Annotated in this window: 13 protein-coding genes, 1 tRNA gene and 1 rRNA gene; 10 read left to right on the forward strand and 5 right to left on the reverse strand. The window is 59.2% G+C overall.

Features of this window, described 5'->3' with window-relative positions; all coding sequences use genetic code 11:
- Positions 1–42 precede the first annotated feature (42 nt).
- Positions 43–158, forward strand: a 5S ribosomal RNA gene (gene rrf, locus G442_RS0112630).
- Positions 159–193: 35 nt separating this feature from the next.
- Positions 194–270, forward strand: a tRNA-Met gene (locus G442_RS0112635).
- Between the two features lie 421 nt (positions 271–691).
- Here G442_RS0112635 and G442_RS0112640 read toward each other — a convergent pair.
- From G442_RS0112640 to leuC, 3 genes are read right to left on the reverse strand one after another with little or no spacing between them, the layout of a single operon-like run.
- Positions 692–1,585, reverse strand: coding sequence for an alpha/beta fold hydrolase (locus G442_RS0112640; RefSeq protein ID WP_026398288.1), 894 nt, complete (start codon positions 1,583–1,585; stop codon positions 692–694).
- A complete protein-coding gene (gene leuD, locus G442_RS0112645) occupies positions 1,582–2,199 on the reverse strand; it encodes a 3-isopropylmalate dehydratase small subunit (protein ID WP_026398289.1) in 618 nt (205 codons plus the stop codon). The genes G442_RS0112640 and leuD overlap by 4 nt, the downstream gene beginning before the upstream one ends.
- Before the next feature lies 1 nt (position 2,200).
- Entirely contained in the window at positions 2,201–3,631 is a 1,431-nt protein-coding gene (gene leuC, locus G442_RS0112650) for a 3-isopropylmalate dehydratase large subunit (protein WP_026398290.1), read from the reverse strand.
- Positions 3,632–3,732: 101 nt separating this feature from the next.
- On the opposite strand from leuC, the gene G442_RS0112655 reads away from it, so the two are divergent.
- Together G442_RS0112655 and dctA are read left to right on the forward strand one after the other, a co-directional pair.
- Entirely contained in the window at positions 3,733–4,641 is a 909-nt protein-coding gene (locus tag G442_RS0112655; protein ID WP_026398291.1) for a LysR family transcriptional regulator, read from the forward strand.
- A 527-nt stretch (positions 4,642–5,168) separates the two neighbouring features.
- Positions 5,169–6,506, forward strand: a complete 1,338-nt coding sequence (gene dctA / locus G442_RS0112660) for a C4-dicarboxylate transporter DctA (RefSeq protein ID WP_026398292.1) — start codon at positions 5,169–5,171, stop codon at positions 6,504–6,506.
- Positions 6,507–6,899: 393 nt separating this feature from the next.
- On the opposite strand, the gene G442_RS0112670 is transcribed toward dctA, so the two are convergent.
- Positions 6,900–7,127, reverse strand: coding sequence for a hypothetical protein (locus G442_RS0112670; protein WP_026398293.1), 228 nt, complete (start codon positions 7,125–7,127; stop codon positions 6,900–6,902).
- 7 nt (positions 7,128–7,134) lie between these two features.
- A complete protein-coding gene (locus tag G442_RS0112675) occupies positions 7,135–9,261 on the reverse strand; it encodes a protein-disulfide reductase DsbD family protein (protein ID WP_246789440.1) in 2,127 nt (708 codons plus the stop codon).
- A gap of 128 nt (positions 9,262–9,389) precedes the next feature.
- Here G442_RS0112675 and hrpB point away from each other — a divergent pair, with 128 nt between their 5' ends.
- The 6 genes from hrpB to G442_RS22205 all read left to right on the forward strand — a co-directional run bounded on the left by hrpB (position 9,390) and on the right by G442_RS22205 (position 20,360).
- Positions 9,390–11,990, forward strand: a complete 2,601-nt coding sequence (gene hrpB, locus G442_RS0112680; RefSeq protein ID WP_026398295.1) for an ATP-dependent helicase HrpB — start codon at positions 9,390–9,392, stop codon at positions 11,988–11,990.
- Between the two features lie 430 nt (positions 11,991–12,420).
- Complete coding sequence (locus G442_RS22195) at positions 12,421–13,500, forward strand: S1C family serine protease (protein WP_084440589.1); 1,080 nt, start codon at positions 12,421–12,423, stop codon at positions 13,498–13,500.
- A gap of 317 nt (positions 13,501–13,817) precedes the next feature.
- Positions 13,818–14,354: a translation initiation factor IF-3 gene (gene infC / locus G442_RS0112695; RefSeq protein ID WP_035376619.1), complete on the forward strand. Its 537-nt coding sequence runs from the start codon at positions 13,818–13,820 to the stop codon at positions 14,352–14,354.
- Between the two features lie 1,161 nt (positions 14,355–15,515).
- A complete protein-coding gene (locus tag G442_RS0112700) occupies positions 15,516–15,698 on the forward strand; it encodes a hypothetical protein (protein ID WP_026398298.1) in 183 nt (60 codons plus the stop codon).
- Positions 15,699–16,575: 877 nt separating this feature from the next.
- The gene (locus G442_RS22200; RefSeq protein WP_084440578.1) at positions 16,576–18,807 is read left to right on the forward strand and encodes a Hint domain-containing protein; all 2,232 of its coding nucleotides are present in this window, start codon (positions 16,576–16,578) and stop codon (positions 18,805–18,807) included.
- A 95-nt stretch (positions 18,808–18,902) separates the two neighbouring features.
- On the forward strand, positions 18,903–20,360 hold the full coding sequence (locus G442_RS22205) for an AMP-binding protein (RefSeq protein WP_161628365.1): 1,458 nt from the start codon (positions 18,903–18,905) through the stop codon (positions 20,358–20,360).
- The last annotated feature ends 32 nt before the right edge of the window (positions 20,361–20,392 follow it).

Consider the following 20,392-nt stretch of genomic DNA (forward strand, 5'->3'; position numbering starts at 1 on the left):
CACCAACCATCCACACCCACAAAACAAAAGTGGGTTGGACGACCTGGTGGCTATGGCGGGGAGAGATCCACCCGATCCCATCCCGAACTCGGACGTGAAAAACCCCAGCGCCTATGATACTGCGGCTTAAGTCGCGGGAAAGTCGGTCGCCGCCAGGTCTTCCAACCCACTCTACACACACATAATCACCCAACGCGGGGTGGAGCAGCCCGGTAGCTCGTCAGGCTCATAACCTGAAGGTCACAGGTTCAAATCCTGTCCCCGCAACCAACGATACTTGCGATACGAACGCATCACGAACGCCACTGTCCGGATGGACCGTGGCGTTTTTCTTTTACGCCGCCCGATAAAATCTGTGAAACGAGTAAGCGTTCGGTCAATCACTTGAGCCCGGTATATGGTTCAAACGCCAGCATGCTCGAAGCATTCCGCCGCGATCCAGTCGCCTGTGCAAAAACTCTCAAGAAGCGTAGGTCGAAAATTCAAAAATGAGTCGTGTGATGCAATGCCGAAAACGTTTTTGGTTGCACAATTTTATTATGAAATCTTATTCTTAATAAGCTAGGCATCGAATGATGCGACTTACTCCGTTTTTGTCAAAAGCTTTACGTTTTCAATATTTATTAAAAAATGAAAAGTATAATAATCCTGTGTGATTTTAAATCTAAATTCCTTGAATTCAGAATTACGGTTACAGAAATGCCAGAAGAGCATCCAGGAGGGCTGCCGGATCCTCCTCCTGTGGGCTGTGACCGCAGTCTATTGGATGTCCGCTGACATTTGTCGCCTTTTCACGCCATGTTCCCAGAACGTCGTACAGCGCCCCAACGGTGCCGCGTTTGCCCCATAGAGCCATAAGAGGAGCTTGTATCCTGCGGTCGAAATCGTCTCGATCGTGAACGAGGTCAATACTGGCCGCCGCGCGATAGTCTTCGCATATGGCATGCCGTGTCGCAGGGTTGCTGTAACAACGGCGATATTCTTGCATGACGCGCGAATCTACGGAGTTTGGGATCTTGATCTGTCCCGCGATGTGTTTTTCCAGGAAAAAATTCGGATCAGCTTCGATCAACCTTTCCGGTAGCGGATATGCCTGTATCAGGAAAAACCACCAGAAATAACGTCGCGCAAACTCCATGTCCGTACGTTCGTACATCGTGAGTGTTGGCGCTATATCGATAAGTACGAGCTTTTCGATCGCATCCTCATGATCAAGCGCCATGCGATGCGCGACCCTCGCGCCACGATCATGCGCGATTGCGCTGAAGCGTTCGTGACCCAGTTGACGCATGACGCCTATCTGGTCCTTGGCCATCGCTCGCTTCGAGTAATTGACATGTCCGACGCCGCCATCTGGCTTGTCGCTATCTCCATAACCACGAAGATCTGTCGCGACCACTGTGAAGCGTTCCGCGAGGGCGGGAGCGATTTTGTGCCACGTCAGATGAGTCTGGGGATGGCCATGTAACAGCAGCAGCGCCGGCCCGCGACCACCCACTGCGGTTCTAATCCGAATTCCCTCGACGTCGATGGTGGTCCATTCGAAACCGGGGATAATATCGGCGTGCGACTGCGGCATGTTCATGCGACCTCTCCTGCGGTCAGCCAGGGATTGGACTGCAGGCGTTCCGCTTCCCACGTGCGGATGGCGTTCGCGTGCGACAAAGTTTCTCCGATACGATCAAGGCCCAGCACAAGAGCGCGCCGACGCGCCGCGTCAATTTCGAATGCGGTTTTCAGGCCATTTCCGCGGATTTGCCGCTGTTCGAGATCGACCGTCAGTTCCGCAGGCTCGTTGCCGACATATTCCATGAGCATCAAGAGCTCTTCTGACGGAAGCGTCACAAGCAAGAGACCGTTGTTCGCGGCGTTATCGGCAAAGATACCAGCAAAACTCGTGCCGATCACGGCTCTGACGCCGTATTGCAGCATGCCCCACACGGCGTGTTCTCGCGACGAACCGCACCCGAAGTTGGGCCCGACGACCAGGAAGCGAACGCCCTGCGCGTCGGGGCGGTTGAGAACAAACTCTGTGCGAAACTCACCCTGTTCATCAAAACGGAGATCGTGAAACAGGCCACGCGCCAATCCGGACCGGTCTATGCCCTTCAGAAATGCTTTTGGCATGATGACGTCGGTATCGATATTAGCCCCCGGGAGCGCGGCTCCAAGGCCGGCGACGCATGTGAAGCATTCCATGTCAGATCTCCAGCGCCGGAAGTTTGCGAACGTCCGTCAAGCGTCCCATGACTGCTGCGGCAGCCACCATAGCCGGACTCATAAGATGTGTCCGGCCGCCGCTCCCCTGGCGTCCTTCAAAATTACGGTTCGTGCTTGATGCGCAACGCTCTCCTGCGCTTAGAACGTCGTCGTTCATGGCAAGGCACATGGAGCAGCCTGACTGACGCCATTCGAAACCTGCATCTTTGAAAATCCGGTCGAGACCTTCGGCTTCAGCCTGGCGGCGTACGCTGGAACTGCCTGGAGACACTATGGCGCGAACGCCGTCCGCAATCTGCCGGCCTTTTAGTACGCGCGCTGCGTCACGAAGATCCGATATGCGTCCATTGGTGCATGAGCCGATAAAGGCGTGGTCGATTTTCACATCTGCCAGCGGCAAGCCGGATGCGAGGCCCATGTAGCTGAGCGCCCGTGTGGCGTCCGCCTGTTTGGCCTGCGGCATTTCGTGCGGATAGGGGGTGGCCTGATCGATCGATGCGGCCTGATCCGGGCTGGTGCCCCATGTCACAGTCGGAGCGATGTCTGCTGCGTCGATGACGACTTCACGATCGAAATGTGCGTCAGGATCGCTGTAGAGTTCCGCCCAGCTTGCTTTGGCCCTTTCGAGAAGCTCGGGCGAGGGCGAGCGCGGGCGGCCGCTCACATACACGTACACCTTCGCATCCGGGGCCATCAGAGCAACGCGGGCGCCGCATTCCACTGCCATATTGCAAATTGTCATGCGACCCTCGACATCCAGCGCCTGTATGGCGTCGCCATCCAGTTCGAGCGCATGCCCGGCCGCTCCATCCGCTCCGATCGTACGGATGAGGTGCATGATGATGTCCTTGGCCGTCACGCCTGCGGGAGTCTGGCCGCGCACGGAAGCGCGCATGTTCTTCAAAGGCCTGTATGGTAGGGTTTGCGTCGCAAGGAGATGCTCTATGTCCGAGGTTCCGATGCCAAAGCCAATGCTTCCGAACGCGCCATAGGTGGTTGTATGGCTGTCGCCTGCGGCAATCACCATCCCGGGTTGAACCAGCCCGAGTTCGGGCAGCACGACGTGTTCTATGCCCTGCCGGGCGTCGAGCACGTCGAACATCTCGATGTTGAAGTCCTTTCCGTTCGTCGCGAAATAGTCGATCTGCTTTTGCGCGTCAGCGTCATCGACATGATTGGTGCGAAGCGGGGCGGTGGAGTTCACATGATCGACAACCCCAAGCGCGGCCTGCGGGCGCCACGCCTTGCGCCCGTGTTCACGCAATCCGCTGAACGCCTGGGGGCTTGTGTATTCGTTCAGGACGGTTCGATCTATGTACAGCAAGATTGTGGCGTCTCGTCCTTCCCCGCTCAGCGTCAGCACGTTGTGGCTGTCTACGATTTTTTCATAGAGCGTGCGCGGGGCAGTCATGACCGATCGTCCTCTTGTGCTTGTTTTCCTACTATTGGCGCGCGTGTGGCCACGTTGGCCAATGTCAGTTTCGAATGAAATGATGTGGCGGAGAGAATGTGATGGATATCGTGTGGCTGGAGGATTTTCTGGCGCTTGCGATGGAGCGGAATTTTTCTCGTGCAGCTGAAAATCGAAACCTCAGTCAGCCAGCGTTCAGCCGTCGCATAAAGGGCCTCGAAGAATGGGTTGGGGCGAGACTTATCGACCGCGATACGCACCGTATTGCTTTGACCGAGGCAGGAGTCGCATTTCAGGGCGTGGCGGAAGACGTTCTGAGGCGATTGGCGCTGGGCAGGGACGAAGCGCGAGAAATTTCTGGCGAGCAGACTGAAATGATCCGTTTTGTAGCCACCCAATCGCTGGCGGTGACATTCTTTCCAGCCTGGTTGAAGGAACTCGGCGAAAAGGGAAGTCTGGGGCCCATCAGCCTGATCGCTGACGCTATGGTCGCATGTGAAAATCTTCTTCTGGACGGAGATGCCGATTTTCTTCTGTGCCATGCTCATCCGGCCGCTAAAAATCGTCTGGAAGAGACACATTTTCGTTGGGTCAGGCTCGGCGAAGACGAACTGATTCCAATTTCTGCGCCTGAGAACGGCGCGCCGAAGTTTGCCCTGTCACGCGATGCGACTGCGCGATTGCCATTTCTTGCGTTCGATGAACGGTCTGGGCTTGGGCACATTCTCAAGGCCAGTATTCTGTCAGAAAGCACATTGGCGGGATTTCGGACCGTCTTTCGTTCGCATCTTGCCAGTGCGCAGCTGAATATGGCGCGTAATGGCATGGGGGTTACATGGACGCCGCTCAGTTTGTGCCGCGACGATCTGGACGCGGGGAGGCTCGTCAGGGCCGGTGGCGATGAGTGGTCCGTGCCGCTCGAGATTCGCCTGTTTCGCCCACGTTCAAGGCGTAACGCCGCAGTCGAAGAGCTCTGGAGCTTCATCGCGCAGGGAGGATATGGGAAATAAGTCTGTTTTTCTCAAATTATTTTCTAATTTCAAAAAACTATGGTTTAGGGAGCCGTTCGTCTGATTAGTTCCTGGCGTCGGCGCAGATACTGCCGAATGGGCGCTCGGACGGAAAACCTGACGCCCTCGCCAAGTATCCACCATGGCCTAAGCGCAGGCAGATGAATTTTAGCTTCATCCGCTATCCTTAAGCCTCTGAAAGCTGTTTGCCGTCACTCACGGCGCGCGTCGAACGACAACAGAGTTTGAGGCATGGTGGACGCCACTGGGCGACGGAGGTAGCCGAGCGTCATAACTCCCCCCGGCTCCTGTGATTCGACGTTGAATCGCGAAGCCCTGTCCCGTCCAATACATTCGTAAGGTCTTGGAACGCATGGCGAGAGCGTGCGCCGATCACGTCTTGTCCACGTCATGCCCGTTATGGATCAAAAGATCAGTTTTCCGCATTGGTCCTGCCTGGATCTTGCCGCTAGCGTGGCGGCAAGAATGGAAGACAGGTATTCAGCCTGCCAAAAATGGAAGATACAATGCGGCTTCTCAGGCATCTGTACGTGCAGGTCATTCTGGCCGTAGTCGCGGGAGGGCTTCTCGGGTTCTTCGCCCCGTCCTTCGCCGTGTCGCTCAAACCACTGAGCGACGTTTTCATCAACATGATACGCATGGTCCTATTGCCGGTTATTTTTGGCACAGTTGTCCTGGGCATCGCCCGCATGGAAAATATGCGGGAGTTGGGGCGCGTCGGCATAAAATCCCTCGCCTATTTTGAGGTTTCTTCCACGCTTGCGCTTCTTGTCGGGATGACGGTTGTCAACATCGTGCGTCCGGGCGCCGGAATTCACGCCAACCCCCATAGCTTCAACGCCGATGCGGTTAAGCAATATACCGCGGCGGCGGAGAGTCACACGGGGATAGTTGATTTTCTCGTCGGCGTTGTGCCGTCAAACGTCGTTGAAAGCTTCGCAAGAGGGAACATCCTCCAGATATTGTTCTTCAGCCTGTTGCTTGGCGTGGCTCTCGCTCAGGTCGGAGACGCCAGCAAGCCGTTTATGAATACCCTTCACAGTTTTCTCGAGGCCGTATTTCGTATTGTGAACATGGTCATGCGTGTCGCTCCGTTGGGTGCGCTGGGGGCCGTGGCGTTCACCATCGGTCGATATGGCGTCGGAAGCCTGATGTCGATCGGACTGGTATTGGTTTGCGTTTATATTACATGCCTGCTTTTTGCTATTTTGTCGTTTGGTCTGATTGGACGTCTTGTCGGATTTTCATCGCTGCGTTTTCTAAACTTCATCAAGGACGAGATATTCACGGTCTTTGGAACCTGCTCGTCGGAATCCGTTCTGCCTCAGTTAATGAGGAAGTTGGAAATGGCTGGCGTGCCGAGTTCGGTTGTAGGCCTCGTTCTTCCGGGAGGATTGACATTCAATGCGTGCGGCAGCGCAATCTATTTCACCGTGGGCGCACTGTTCATTGCTCAGGCGACGGATGTTCCTCTGAGCTTCCTGGATCAATTGACGGTGCTCGGAGTGCTGCTTTTGACCAGTAAAGGGTCCGCTGGCGTAGCTGGCGCAGGATTCGTGACGCTGGCGGCGACGCTCGGGGCTCTCCATAAAATACCGGTTTCTGGATTGGTTCTTTTGCTTGGGGTGGATCGTTTTATGGCGGAAGCGAGATCCGTCACAAATACGATCAGCAACGCCTTTGGAGCCGTAGCCGTGGCTGCCTGGGAGGGAGTTCTTGATCGAAAGAAATTTCTCGAGGTTTTACAAGGCGGCGCGGAGGTTGATGGTGAATTTGCGGCGCAGCCTGTGCATGTGCCTGACGGTGTTCTCCAACGCGCGACCCCGGTCAGTGGGCGTCAGTAACCTTGAGAATATCGGGTCGTTCGCCTGTGGCGTGCTATGAGCAGCCGATATGCGACTTCTGCCGCGCCTGCATAAAAATGCGCGTGCAGGAGCGCTGTTCTCTTATATTGCTCGGAGTGATGCGAAAATTATATAACTCTTAGGCGCTAACGTGAGCCAGCCAAGCCGAAGGGTCGGGGAATGGCGTTGGAAAAATGGAGATGGCGCCAAGACTGTACGCTTGGCCAAATCTACATGTATTTCTTACTCGTCATATTTTTCAAACGACATTATGGATTTTTCGATTCAATCATCGCCTGACGTCAAAGCGTGCGTCGGGTCGCGTCAAAAAATTCTGCAGACATAGAGAGAATTTTTCACTGTCATCCATTTGCGTGGTAGCCGGCGCAGGCGTTACGCCAGTGCGTCCCGATTCAGTCTCCAGGCTTCCTCCACAGCGCTTGCGATATCCGCCGCGCCCGTTGCCCACTCTCCGGCGCCGTCGACCGGATGAGCGGAGGCTTTCCACAACCCTGCGTCGCCTTCCCGTTCGATCGCGACAACCCAATCCGCCGGCACGCGCGCCAGAACGCGCGCAAGTTTCTGCTCAGGGGTCAACGGCTTTGCGTAATTATGCCCCATACGGCCATCATCCTTTCATGGCGCCGATTACCAGATCCGGCGTCAGGATCTGCGGTAGCACACGCCCCTCCGCATGGGGCGGAAAATAGACGTAGAGCGGCACGCCGTCGCGGCCATGGGCGCGCAGAAAGGCGGTGATAGCCTCGTCCCGGTTGGTCCAGTCGCCTTTGATATAGGCGACGTTATTCTTCGCGAACGCGTCCTGCACCTTGGCACTGCTCAACGTCACGCGCTCGTTGACCAGACATGTGATGCACCAGGCCGCTGTCATGTCGATGAACACTGGCCGCCCTTGTGCTCGCAGCGCTGCGAGACGCGCCTCGCTGAACGCCGACTGCTCAGCGCTCACGCCAGCCGTCGGTGCGGACGCCGGTGCGGGCAGAGCGAGAAGGAGCGCCAAGGGCGCAACCGCTGCAATCACCGCCAACCCACGCACCCATCGCGCCCCGGAGGCGCCCCGCATGGTAAGCGCGCGCCCATTGATCACAAGCCAGCCGCTGAACCCCAGCAGCAACAGTCCGACGCCCAGCAGTAGCACCGCATCGCCGCCACCCTGTCGCGCCAGCACCCAGGCAAGCCATACGCAGGTCGCGAATATTGGAAACGCAAGCAGTTGTCGGAATATGTCCATCCACGCGCCGGGCTTGGGGATCAGCCTGCCGAAACCCGGCACGACCGCGAGCAGGAGATAGGGGCTGGCGAGCCCTAATCCCATGCACAGGAAAACGCCTATGGCTGCCAACGGAGGGGCGGCCAGAGCCCCGGCCACGGCGGCGCCCATGAACGGCGCCGTGCAGGGCGTCGCCACCAGGACGGCGAGAAGACCAGTCAAAAAGTCGGCGAGGCCGCCATGAGCGCGAGAAATAGCCCCTTGCCCCGCGCCGATGGCGGGCATTTCGAACACGCCGAGCATGCCCAGACCGACCCCGAACAGCAGCCAGCAGATGATGGCCACGAAAGCCGGGGACTGGAACTGAAACCCCCAACCGGCAGTGACGCCCGCGCCCCGAACGGCAAGCGTCGCGCCGCCAAGAAGGGCGAACGTGACCAAAACGCCCGCCGTATAGGCCAGCGCACTGCGTACCCGCGCGGCTTCTCCGCCCAGCCGCACGACTGCGAGCGCCTTCATGGCGAGCACGGGAAAGACGCAAGGCATCAGGTTAAGGATCGCGCCGCCGAGGAACGCGAGTACGGCCAGTTCGCCCCAGCTCGCCGCCGCCAACCGCCCTGCGGGCGCAGACGCTGATGCGACACTGCCTTTCGCTGGTTGCGCGGTCATATCGAGTGCGCTCTGTTGCCCCGCCTTGTCGCGCAGTAGCAGCACGCCTTCCAGTGGCGATCCCGTCTTGAACCCGTCGAGGGGTTTGAGAGAGAGCGATAGCCCCTCGTCATTGAAGGTCAGTTTCTGGTCTGCGACCTGATCGACGACGCCGGGCGCGCCCGGCACGAACCATGCTTCGCTGACAGCTTCACGCGACAACCCCTTGCCGGAAATCTGCAACAATCCGGTGGGTGTGATCGACGACGTGAAAGGCGACGGCAGCGGACGGGCGGCCGTCGCGCGTTCGAACAGCGGCGCCTGCGCCGATGGCGCTGCCGCGCCTGAGTGCAGCGTCATCTGGAAGTCGCCCTGCTCCGGCACGCAGACGGCTGCGCAGACAAGCCACTCCGCATGCGCCTTGACGGTGACGTCCTGCGCATCCGAAGTCCCGGCGACAGGCGTCACGGTCACTGGCAACAACACGTCGCCGGTATAGCCGTACGACATCAACGGTCCGTCCGGCAGGCGTTCCGGCGCGGGCCATGCAATGGCGTCGCCGTGACCGCTAGCCGCGCCCGAAAGCGTGACGGCAAGCGTCGGCGCTTCTCCAGCGTCGCCAGGATTGCGCCAGTAGGTATGCCAGGTCGGTTTCAGGGCGAGATGCAATCCCACGCGTATCGGCTGACCGGGTTGAACGGTGTCACTGTCGCTGACGAGCCACGCCTGATCGCGCTCCGTCGTCGCGACCGCGCTCTCCGCCGCATGTGACGACGCGCCGCCCGTCAAGCCAAGGGCCAGCGTGAGGAACGCCACGGCGAACGTCGGCGCCAGCTTACGGCGACCGGACGAAAAGGAACTGGCTGACAGGCGCAAGAGGGCGCTCTCCTGAAATAACGAAACCGGACAGACGGAAATATGGGAGGAGCTTTACCGCTCCGCCAGCGTCGGGAACAGGGCGGGCGACGATTGCCGCCTCGCGCCTGCCCCGTCATAACCGGCGCATGGACAACGTTCGCGCTTTTCCCGCCCCGACGCCAGTCGCCGACGACCTGCCGGTGCGTGCGATTTTGCCAGAACTGGCCGCCACGCTTGCAGAACGCCCGAACGTCGTGCTGGTGGCGCCGCCGGGGGCGGGCAAGACGACGCTCGCGCCGCTTGCGCTGCTTGAAGCGCCGTGGCGCGACCCGTCGGCGCGGATTATCGTGCTGGAGCCGCGGAGGCTCGCCGCCCGCGCCGCAGCCGAACGTATGGCGAGCCTGCTCGGACAGCGTGCGGGGCAGACTGTAGGTTTTCGCACGCGCCTGGAATCCACCGTTTCCGACGCGACGCGTATCGAGGTCGTGACGGAGGGGCTGTTCCTGCGCCGCCTGTTGTCGGACCCGACGCTGGCCGACACGGCTTGCGTCATTTTCGATGAAATTCACGAGCGTTCGCTGGACGCCGATCTGTCGCTGGCCTTCACGCTAGACCTGCAACAGACCTTGCGGCCCGACCTCCGGCTGGTGGCGATGTCGGCTACGGCTGACACGGCGACGCTTTGCCGACTGCTCGACGCTCCTGCGCTGGTCAGCGAGGGCCGCCAGCACCCCGTGACGATCCGCCACGCGAAGCGCGACCTGACGCATGTGCGCGATTTGCCGCTGGCGGCGGCGCAGGCTGTTCTGGACATTTTGCACGCGCCGTCCGGCCAGCCTGCCCCCCATCGCGACGCGTTGGCGGAGGAGGCCGGGGGCGACATTCTCGTCTTCCTGCCCGGCGTCGGCGAGATACGCCGCGCCGCCACAGCGCTGGAACGGGCTCCCGCCGCCGTCCTGCCATTACATGGCGAGCTTCCGCCCGCCGAGCAGGCCCGTGCGCTGGCCCCTGATCCGGCTGGGCGGCGGCGCGTGATCCTGTCGACCTCCATTGCCGAAACGTCCCTGACCGTTCCGGGCGTGCGTATTGTTATTGACGGCGGGTTTCGTCGCGCGCCGCGCTTCGATCCGGGGGCGGGGTTGTCCCGTCTTGAGACCATGCGGATTTCCAGAGCTGCCGCGACGCAACGATCGGGCCGCGCGGGGCGCGAGGCGCCGGGATATGCGCTGCGTCTGTGGACGGAAGCGACCGGGCGCGGCATGCCGCCGCACGACCGCCCGGAAATTCTCGACGCCGACCTCTCGGGTTTTGTGCTCGCGACCGCAGTGTGGACGGAAGAAATGGGTGGGGAGAATGGCGCGCTCCGCTTCCCTGACGCGCCGCCGAATGGCGGGGTCGCGACGGCGACCGAACTGCTCAAGGAACTCGGCGCGCTTGATGAACGGGGCAAACCGACATCGCTCGGCAAGCGGATGGCGACGATCGGCGCCCACCCGCGCCTTGCGGCCATCATGCTGGCGACGCGCACCGCCGGAGAATCGGCGCTGGCCGCCGACATTGCGGCATTGCTGGAGGAACGCGACCCGCTGCGCCCACGTCATACGCCCGGCGCCGGAGGGCCGCCGCCCGTGCCGCCATCCGATATAGCGCTCCGGCTGGATCTGATCGGCGGAGGAGATCATCCGGACGCCGATCGCGGCGCCCTGTCGCGCATCCGGCAGGCGGCGGCGCAGTATCGCCGCCGCCTGCGCGTCCCGGCAGGAACGCAGGCGGAAGGCGACGTTTCCGCGCTGCTGGCGGCTGGTTTCCCCGATCGTATCGCGCAAAGCCGGGGCGGCGCGGGTGACGGCGATTTCCGTCTGTCAGGCGGCGGGTCGGCGCGTATCGGACGCGCCGACCCGCTGGCGGACCGAAAGCTGCTGGCCGTCGCATCCCTGTTTCTGCGCAAGAGCGCGGAGATCCGGCTGGCGGCGCCGCTCGATCCGGACAATCTTCCTGATACGCTTCTGGCGCGCGCGACCGAACAGGTGGAGACGGCGCTCGACCCGGTCAGTGGAGCGATCATCGCCCGTCGCCGGGTGCGTCTTGGCGCGCTGGTTCTGCGCGATCGAACGGAGACGGTCCGGGGCGAAGACGCCGCCGGACTTCTTGCGCGGCAGGCGGCGGCCACGCTGGGAACTGCGTTCGATTGGACCGATGCGGCGCGCCAGTTTCAGGCTCGTGTCGCCGTGGCGCGAGCTGAACTGGGGCTGGAAGAAACTCTCCCTGATCTATCGGACGAGGCGTTGGCCGCCTCCATCGAGGAATGGCTGACGCCGTGGCTGGACGGCGTGACGAAGCTGTCGACGCTGCGGGATCTCGATCTGCTCGCCATCCTGCGGGCCAGACTGGACTACGCCGACCTGAGTGCGCTTGACCGCGAATTGCCGACGGAACTGTCGTTGAAAGGCGGGCGCATCAAGGTCGACTACACGCAGCCCGTTCCTGTCGCCTCCGCGCGGGCTCAGACATTCTACGGCACGTCGGAAACGCCCCGTCTTGCAGGCGGTCGCGTGAAACTGCGCCTCGCGCTGCTTTCTCCTGCAAGTCGCCCGCAGGCTTTGACCGCTGATCTGGCGAGCTTCTGGGCCAACGGCTGGGCCGACATGCGGCGCGACATGCGCGGGCGCTATCCACGCCACGACTGGCCGGAGAATCCGGCTCTGGCCGAGCCGCCGCAACCCGGCCCACGTCGGGAACGCCGTTGACGCAACGTCGGGTCCTGCGGCGGAGGGAGTTGGTGGGCGAGAGACGAGAAACTGGCCGCCTGCATGGCGCATCCCCGCGAGAGGACGGTGTCGAAGGAGACACAGGCGTGCGGGAAATGGCCGCCGAAACGTCCTCAGGGATTGCCCAGCTTCGCCGTCTGACCCAACACTAGGACTCGACGCAGCGTGAATCCTTGCGCAGGCGACCCAGTGTTCGGCCATTCACGAAAGCCTTCAGCCCCTGATGCCTCCTCGAACAGGTAGCCTGCCCCGGTCTTCCTCAAGCTCTCCGTGCGTCGCTCCGGGAGCGGAAGGGGTTCATTTTCCTTTGGACCGACCGCCGGGCGGACGAGGTTTAAGCAGGCGGGCGACCGCTTTCATCGTGCTCGCCTTGACGGGGCTGGGCGCAGCCGGGGCTGGCTCGGCGACCATGCTGGCGCGGGCCGAGACGGCGCGCGCCACCGAACTCCCTACGCCGACGCCGCTGGTGCAGGGCCTGCCGATGACCTTCGCCCCGCTGGTGAAGAAGGTCGTCCCTGCGGTTGTGAACATCGCGGTGACGCGTGAGGTCGATCCCTCTTCCGGCAAACGCATTCACGTTCTGCCAGACGTCAAGGGAACGCCGCTCGAACGGCGTTTTCGCGAGCGGTTGCGCAAGCACGGCGAGGATATGCTTGGCGCCGGCTCGGGGTTCATTATCGACCCCTCCGGCGTCATCGTCACGAACAACCATGTCGTGGGTGACGCCAACAACATTTCCGTCTCGCTCGCCAATGGCCGCGAGTTGCCGGCGCGCGTCCTGGGCAGCGACGACCTCACGGATATCGCGGTCATCAAGGTCGAAAGCCTGGTGCCGTTGCCTTACGTAAGCTGGGGCGACAGTCGCCAGGTGCAGGTCGGGGACTGGATCATGGCGGCGGGCAACCCATTCGGCCTTGGGTCGTCCGTGACAGCGGGAATCGTGTCGGCGCGCGGTCGGGACATTGGGGCAAGTCCGTTCGATGACTTCCTGCAGCTCGATGCGCCGATCAATCCGGGGAATTCCGGCGGCCCGACGTTCAACATGCAGGGCGAGGTGATCGCCATCAACACCGCTATCGTCTCCCCGACGGGCGGGTCGGTGGGTATAGGCTTCTCCATCCCTTCCGAGATCGTCATACCGGTGGTCGAACAGTTGCGGCGGACGGGCCACATTGATCGTGGCTGGCTCGGCGTCACGCTTGAGGATGACGCCGGCACGGACGGCGCCCGCGTCGTGGACATCGACAAGGGCGGTCCTGGGGCAAAAGCGACGTTGCGCCGCGGCGACGTCGTCATCGCGTTTGGAACGGATCATGTCGAGAACGCACGAGGCCTGATTCGTGCGGTGGCGGCCGCCAAGCCCGGCGCGACGACGACTCTCACCGTGCGTCGCAAGACGGCGAATGTGGTGTTGCAGGTGCAGATCGGCGCGCGGCCGGCTGATGATTCTCGCGATGGAGACGCCGATGGGGACAACGACGGCCCGTAACCGGCGCAGCGGAGGCGTTTGACGCATGCGTGACATGGCTTCGCGCGCATTTCGATACTGGGTGCGGCAGGTTGCGGCCTCGATGCCGACGGTGACGTATCAGATTGTTTTTGAAGATAATTTTATGAAAACCTCATTGAGGTCCCGGCCAAATCTGGTCAGGGCGGTCGCGCAGCGTAATTTTCGCATGCCGGAACATGGCTGTTAGATGCGCGCGCGGCTTGAATTTCCGCCGCCGATTGCGCACATAATGCGCCGCACTCAGCGGCGTGGCGTCCTTCGCGCGCCCACATCCGCAACGACGACAGGAGCTGACCATAGCCAGACCACCGCTTCCCGCGCCGCCCACTCGCGAGGGACCCCGCGTTAACGAAGAAATCCGCGTACCGTCGGTCCGCCTGATCGATCAGGATGGAGAGATGGTCGGCGTCCTCCCGATGCGCGACGCGCTTCTCCGCGCCTATGGCGTCGGTCTGGATCTTCTGGAGATCAGCCCGAACGCCGAGCCACCCGTTTGCAAGATTCTTGACTACGGCAAGTTCAAGTACGAGCAGCAGAAGAAGCGGAACGAAGCCCGCAAAAAGCAGAAGGTCATCGAGATCAAGGAAGTCAAGGTTCGTCCGAACATCGACGAAAACGACTACCAGGTTAAGATGCGCGCCATGAAGTCGTTCATTGGCGAAGGCGACAAGGTGAAGGTGACGCTGCGTTTCCGTGGCCGTGAAATGGCTCATCAGGATCTCGGCGTGAAGGTGCTTGAGCGCATTCGCACCGAAATGGACGAGCAGGCGAAGGTCGAGCAGATGCCCCGCCTTGAGAACCGCCAGATGGTGATGGTGCTCTCGCCGCGATAAAGACGCGGTCCGTTTTGGTAGTCGAGTTGCAAGCGAGAGACCGAGGCTTCTGGGGCCAGATTGCAACGAAGCGGGAGGGGGCGGTGTGCAACCGTCCCCTTTTCGTTTTTTGCAAGGAAGTCTGACTGGCGTTTGACCGGGAAATCGCCTCAGTCTGAGGTGGAGATGCGAAACGGGTTCGGTCAAACGAGCCGTCTCGCAGTTTGCGAACAATATTGGCGGGACTATCGCCCGCCCTGTAAATGCAGATCAGCGTTGGCGACATCGAGTAAGTCGCCAACGAACGTGATGATGAGTGTTATGAGGCACTATCGTCACCTCACGACCTGCCTTTGTGATTTTCGGCTACGGATGGGCGTGCCGTCCCTTTTGCGGCAGTTTTGCCAGCCTGTCTTTTCGTGCTTCCCTTCCGGGGTGATCCTCACCGTAATCAGTTCTGTCGATGGCGGTGTCGCGTCGCTTTGGAAAGGTTATCGGTGCGGCGCCAGTGATCGGGTCAAATATTGATAGGTACGCTGTATTGTGCGTGGTGAGCTTATAAAGCCCGGATAGGGAGTCGATTGCGCCAGCCCCGTCTGGAGCGTTTTGGCGTGTGGTGCGCGGTCAATCAGCGCCACTCGAGAACGCGCATGAAGGACAATCGCCCCACCCCCGATGCCCCGATGGGATGCTCCGTTTCTGCGCTGTCGAGACTGCTCATCGTCTGAGACATCAGATCAAGTGACGCCCGCCTGTGTTCTCGTTCGAATACGCTGGAGCGTTGCCCGGACTTTGTAGAAACGCTTTACAATTCACTACCCGGGAGAAGGTTGGGAACTGCTCGTCTCGCCTCCGGACACGAGGGAGGTGGCGCCTCAACGCCAAGGAAACGAGATTGTCGCAATGTTCGCCATGTTGGAGTCAAGCAGGGGGAAACGAGCCGCACGGCGGAGCTCAATTCGGGAGACTCTTTGATCTGCGTGCTGTCACAGCGGCTTGCTTTTCATGAAACGGGGATCGCCTCCGCTGAGAATTTCCATGGCAAGTTTTCCGCCATAAGTAACGCCAGCCAGACATCGTTTAGCCGTATCCAGTTTGCCGGGGGGTGTCAGCTTGCCTTAGACTTCCCAAGAATAAACGTCAGGCGTATAAATATATCGACGCTTATCATCGGTGGAAAAAATGAAAATCATTGGAACAGTTATCAGGAAACCTTCACGAGTCGAGTTCTTCTTTACCTTGACGGCCATAGGCTCGATTCTTGGAATCCTGTTCATCAATCGGAAGCCTGTCATCGACGACATCCGTAACACTCTGGATGCGGCGAATCCGCCTTCAGGGTTTCTTGATCCCAAGGCAACGTAATTCTATAAAAAGAGACAGTTTTGTATGCTTGCTTGATGGCCCGGCAAGAGTCGCGCTCGTTTATGCGCGAAGCAGTTTTCAGGCATCGCACCCTGCTGATGGTTCAATAGGGCCCACCTGAGGAACCTATCTGGTAGCATATGTGATTACTGTGAGCAGTTAATCAGCAGGATACGCAGTGACACGATGCACGACTTGCTGACCTGTGGTGGAGGCCATGAGGAGGTTTGCGAGGGGCGGCCTTGACGCTGCTTTGCGAAACGTCCCTCGTGTTCATTCCCTGCGACGCAAGTGTTTCCCGTGAAGTTGGATAATCCGGCGGTAGCGTCGGACTTGCGATTGTCACGAATATGTGATGTTGCGGAATCGTGGCCAAACAGACGCGTGCGCTTCCCTGAATCTTCCGAATGCGGTCGTTATATTTGTGATTCAAGAAAAATTTTCGAGACAGGGAAGCTTTTATTCTACGGCTGAAACGGGCTTCACATTCAGTGGTGGCGCCTGATTCGTCATCGCATGCATTCATCATCCAATGATGATTGGAGACGAAGATTTTCTGAATAAACTGTTGGAAATATATGAAAATTTATCAATTTCAGCGATTCCTTTTGTATGGAAAAATATCAGAAATTTCTATAATGCTTTCGGGATATATACCGATTTGGGCAGGAATAGCGTTTGAGACGGGTCCACATTTCGGCTGTAGATAGTAATATTTCATCGTATCATTTATATTTATATGTATAAAAATAAGAACAAATATAGTTTTGTAGAAAAAATTCACCTATTTTTGCAATGTAACAGTCGTTGACTCGGTTATTAATGTTTTGCTCATGTTTTCCAAACAGCCGGTATTTTATTTCCCAGGGGGAATCTGATGGCCACGAGCAGCGCTACCGTTAGTTCGAGCACCGTAGTAAATGCCTACACTGCATATTATACGAGCGGTCTCTCCACGGTATTTACCCCGTGGTCCGGTCAAACAATTACCGGAACGGCCGCATCAGCTGGTAATGGCGGAACAGCCACTATTGCGATAGCGGAGGTCCATGCGTTAGCTGTAGCCACGAGTGACACCGCAGGACTTCTTGGAGTAATTCAAGTAGATCCGCTTGGGAGTGGTAGCGCGCTGTCAGCTACGTCCGGTGGCGTAATTCTTGACAGTGGCGGAATTGTTGCTGGCGCATCTATTCACGCCTCGGCAGCTATGATGGTCTTCGGCGGCGGTACGGCGACGAATGTCAATGTTGCAAGCGGCGCCAACCTGTACGTTGGCAATGTAGGCAGCATAACAAACGTTTCTACCATCAATGGTTACCTCACATCCAAAGGCGTGAACGTAACAGGGGCGGGTCTCGTTTCCGGCGCCACCATTTCGGCGGGCGCCGTGGAAAGTCTGGGCTCCGGAGGTACGGATCGCGCCTCTCTTATTCACGGCACGCAGTATGTGTCATCAGGCGCCGTAACGATCAGCGACACGGTCAATAGCGGCGGCGTGCAGAATCTACTTTCCGGAGCGATTACGACAAGTACAACGGTAGGCTCTGGCGGAACAACGATCGCCAGTTCCGGGGCTACGGTCAGCGCTACGACGGTGTCGGGCGGCTCCGTTCTTGTGCTGAACGGCGGAAAGGTCATAGGCGGCTCGGTCCAGAATGGCGGTGAACTCGTTGTGTCGAGTGGCGCCACCGCGTCGAATGTCACTGTGTCGTCGGGGGGGACGGAGATCGTGCAGTCGGGCGGCACTGTCTCTGGAGGCACCATCCTTGGCGGTGGCAAGGAAATCGTTTCGTCGGGCGCCAGTTCTGTCAACGTCACAATTGCTTCGGGCGGATCGTTGGTTGTGGCGTCGGGTTCTGTCCTGACGGGCACGATCGTCTCGTCGGGCGCCGTCATTGACGTTGACACGTTGACATACACTTCTGGCGGAACAGTAAAACTCAGTGGCAATACCCTGACTATTACCGAGGGTGGATCGTCCTGGAGCACCGTGCTCTCGGGGACATACAAGACGGCTGACTATTTCATCATTGGTCAGGACACTGATGGCAGCACGACGTTGACTTTCGTATGCTTCTGCGCGGGGACTCTCATCCGTACCGAAGACGGCGACAGGCTGGTCGAGGATCTGGAAATAGGCGACACGGTTCTGACGTATGTTGACGGGAAGGAAGTCTCCAGCCAACTGACATGGGTTGGGCGTCGGACGATGTCCGTCCGTACGGATCTTCCGGTCGACATGGCGGGGTATCCGGTAAGAATTCTGAAAAACGCCCTCGGTCCGAATGTGCCGCACCAGGACTTGTTGATCACGCCGGAACATTGTCTCTATCTCGACGGAGTGTTTGTTCCCGCGCGTATGTTGGTCAACGGCCGAAGCATTTTCTACGATGTGTCGATGACGCACTACGACTACTACCATGTGGAGACGGAACGTCACTCTATCCTGTGGTCGAACGGCGCATTGAGCGAAAGCTATCTCGATACCGGAAACCGCAAGGAGTTCGGTCAGCAGGGACGCGTCGTCAGGTTTGTCAACCGCCCGGGACTCGAGTGGCCGTCGGATGCGGCTGCGCCTCTGGGCGTCACGAGAGACGTCGTGGAGCCGATTTATCGCGAATTGGAGGCTCGTGCTATCGAGCTGCAATTGCTCCTGCAGACCGAGCCGTTCGCTTTGACGGACGATCCGGACCTGCATCTGGTTACGCCGACCGGACATCGCCTCAATGCGATCCGCAAAGCGAACGATGGTCAGGTCTTCTTCATGGTGCCCTCCGGGGTCAATGAAGTCCGCGTCGTGTCGCGGGCGTCTCGTCCGTCCGACATCGTTGGTCCATATCTTGATGATCGCCGTCATCTTGGAGTTCTGATCGGCCAGATTTCCCTGTGGAGCGGCAAAAAGGAAATTGCGATCACGGCTCATCTTGAGCAGGAGGATCTTGCGGGTTGGTGCGCTCGGGAAGGCAGCGAAATGCGGTGGACCACGGGCGATGCATGGCTCAAATTGCCAGCGAGCCCCAATGTCGCGGCATCGCTTCTGGCGTTCACGGTCCAGCGCGCCGGGCCGTACGTCATGAACGAAACGAGCCGACTGGTTCTCGCCTCCTGAAGATAATTAAAATCTGACGTTTGTTGCGTGGCGCGGGTTTTTCGAGATCGCGCGCCACTTTCTTGCGTTCCGCGTGATTGTTTCAGAGGCTGCGCGTGTTTGATCGCTTTCTTTTTAACGCGGCTCAATCGCGTCTCGAAGCGACTGCGTTCGACTGGTTCGACGCAGACGCAACGTTCGAAAAACTTTCCGGCGACATCGACAGGGTTGCATCAGCGCTGTTTCGCCTGCGCGACCTGAAGCCTGACCTTGTGGGACTGCGGTGCCAGAACCCCTATCAGCACTGGGTGTTTGTTCTGTCCCTCGCCCGTATCGGGTTGGCGTCTGCATCGCTTCCCCACGTGGTCGATGCGAATTTCGTACGCGCCCTTACTGCGTTGCGACCCGATGTCCTCATCACCGATTGTGACGACGGCGCTGCCGTCGGCGGCCGTCAATGGCTTGTTCTGAACGAAATGTGGTTCAGAAATGTCTGCGAAACTGGTGAACGCCTCGCGCGCGCCGTCGCCGTAAAGCCGGACGATGTGGCGCGCGTCGCGCTCGCCGGGGCGGCGGACGCGACGCCGCAGCGCATCTCGATGACCTATCGGTATGTCGAAATCGCAGTTTTTCATCTCCTGTATCATGACATAATGGCGCATGCCCGCGGGCAGGCCGGATATCGGGTTATCCCGACGCTGGGAGCGGAGACGCCGTCAGGGTTTCTCGTAATTATCGCAGCGTTGACAGCCGGGTCCTGCGTCCAGATCGCCACGGCTGCGCAGCTGGGTGCGGCGTTTAGCCAAAAAACTCCTTGTGTCGCCATCGTTTCTCCATCGCAGGCCGAATTCATTCTTTCGCAGTTGCCCCCGGGCATGCAGCCGTTGACACATTTTTATCTGACAGTGGCGGGAGGCCGATTATCGACCGCGTTATGCAACCGCCTGCGGCAGTCGCTAACCCCCAACGTGCAGGTCGTCTATGGATCTGATGAATGCGGACCTGTAGCGTTCGGAGATCCGGCGACTCTGGGCGATGAGGCCGCGGTGGGTCATGTCGTTCCCTGGATCACGCTGGAGGTGGTGGACGCGGATGACGCTCCATGCCCGGCAAACGTGGAGGGTGAAGTGCGTCTGATGGGCACGGGCGTCATCGGGCGTTATGACGACAACTTCTCCCTGACGGAGAAAAAATTTCGTAACGGGTGGTTTTATCCCGGCGATAGGGGCTCCGTAGATGCGCACGGGGTTTTAAAACTTTCTGGACGATCAGATGATCTTATCAGCTTTGGAGGCGACAAATTCGATCTGAGAGCTATCGACGCTCATATTCTCGAATGTCCCGGCGTCAGGGACTGCGCGGTTTTCGCGGTTCCTGACGAGAACGGAAAGCCTGAACCTTGGGCGGCGCTTGTCACAGAATCATGCTTTCAGACCGGACTTCTGGCGACAAGGTTGCGAGACGAATTTCCGAATTTACCTCTAGTAAGAACTGTCCGGATCGAAAAAATGCCACGCGACGACGGCGGCGCGCCCGACAGGCAAGCCCTTCTGGTTGCAGTAAAGGCCGTGTAGGAATAACTTGTTTTACTTTCTTGAAATAACCT

It is taken from the genome of Acetobacter nitrogenifigens DSM 23921 = NBRC 105050 (assembly GCF_000429165.1).
Lineage (GTDB): Bacteria > Pseudomonadota > Alphaproteobacteria > Acetobacterales > Acetobacteraceae > Acetobacter > Acetobacter nitrogenifigens.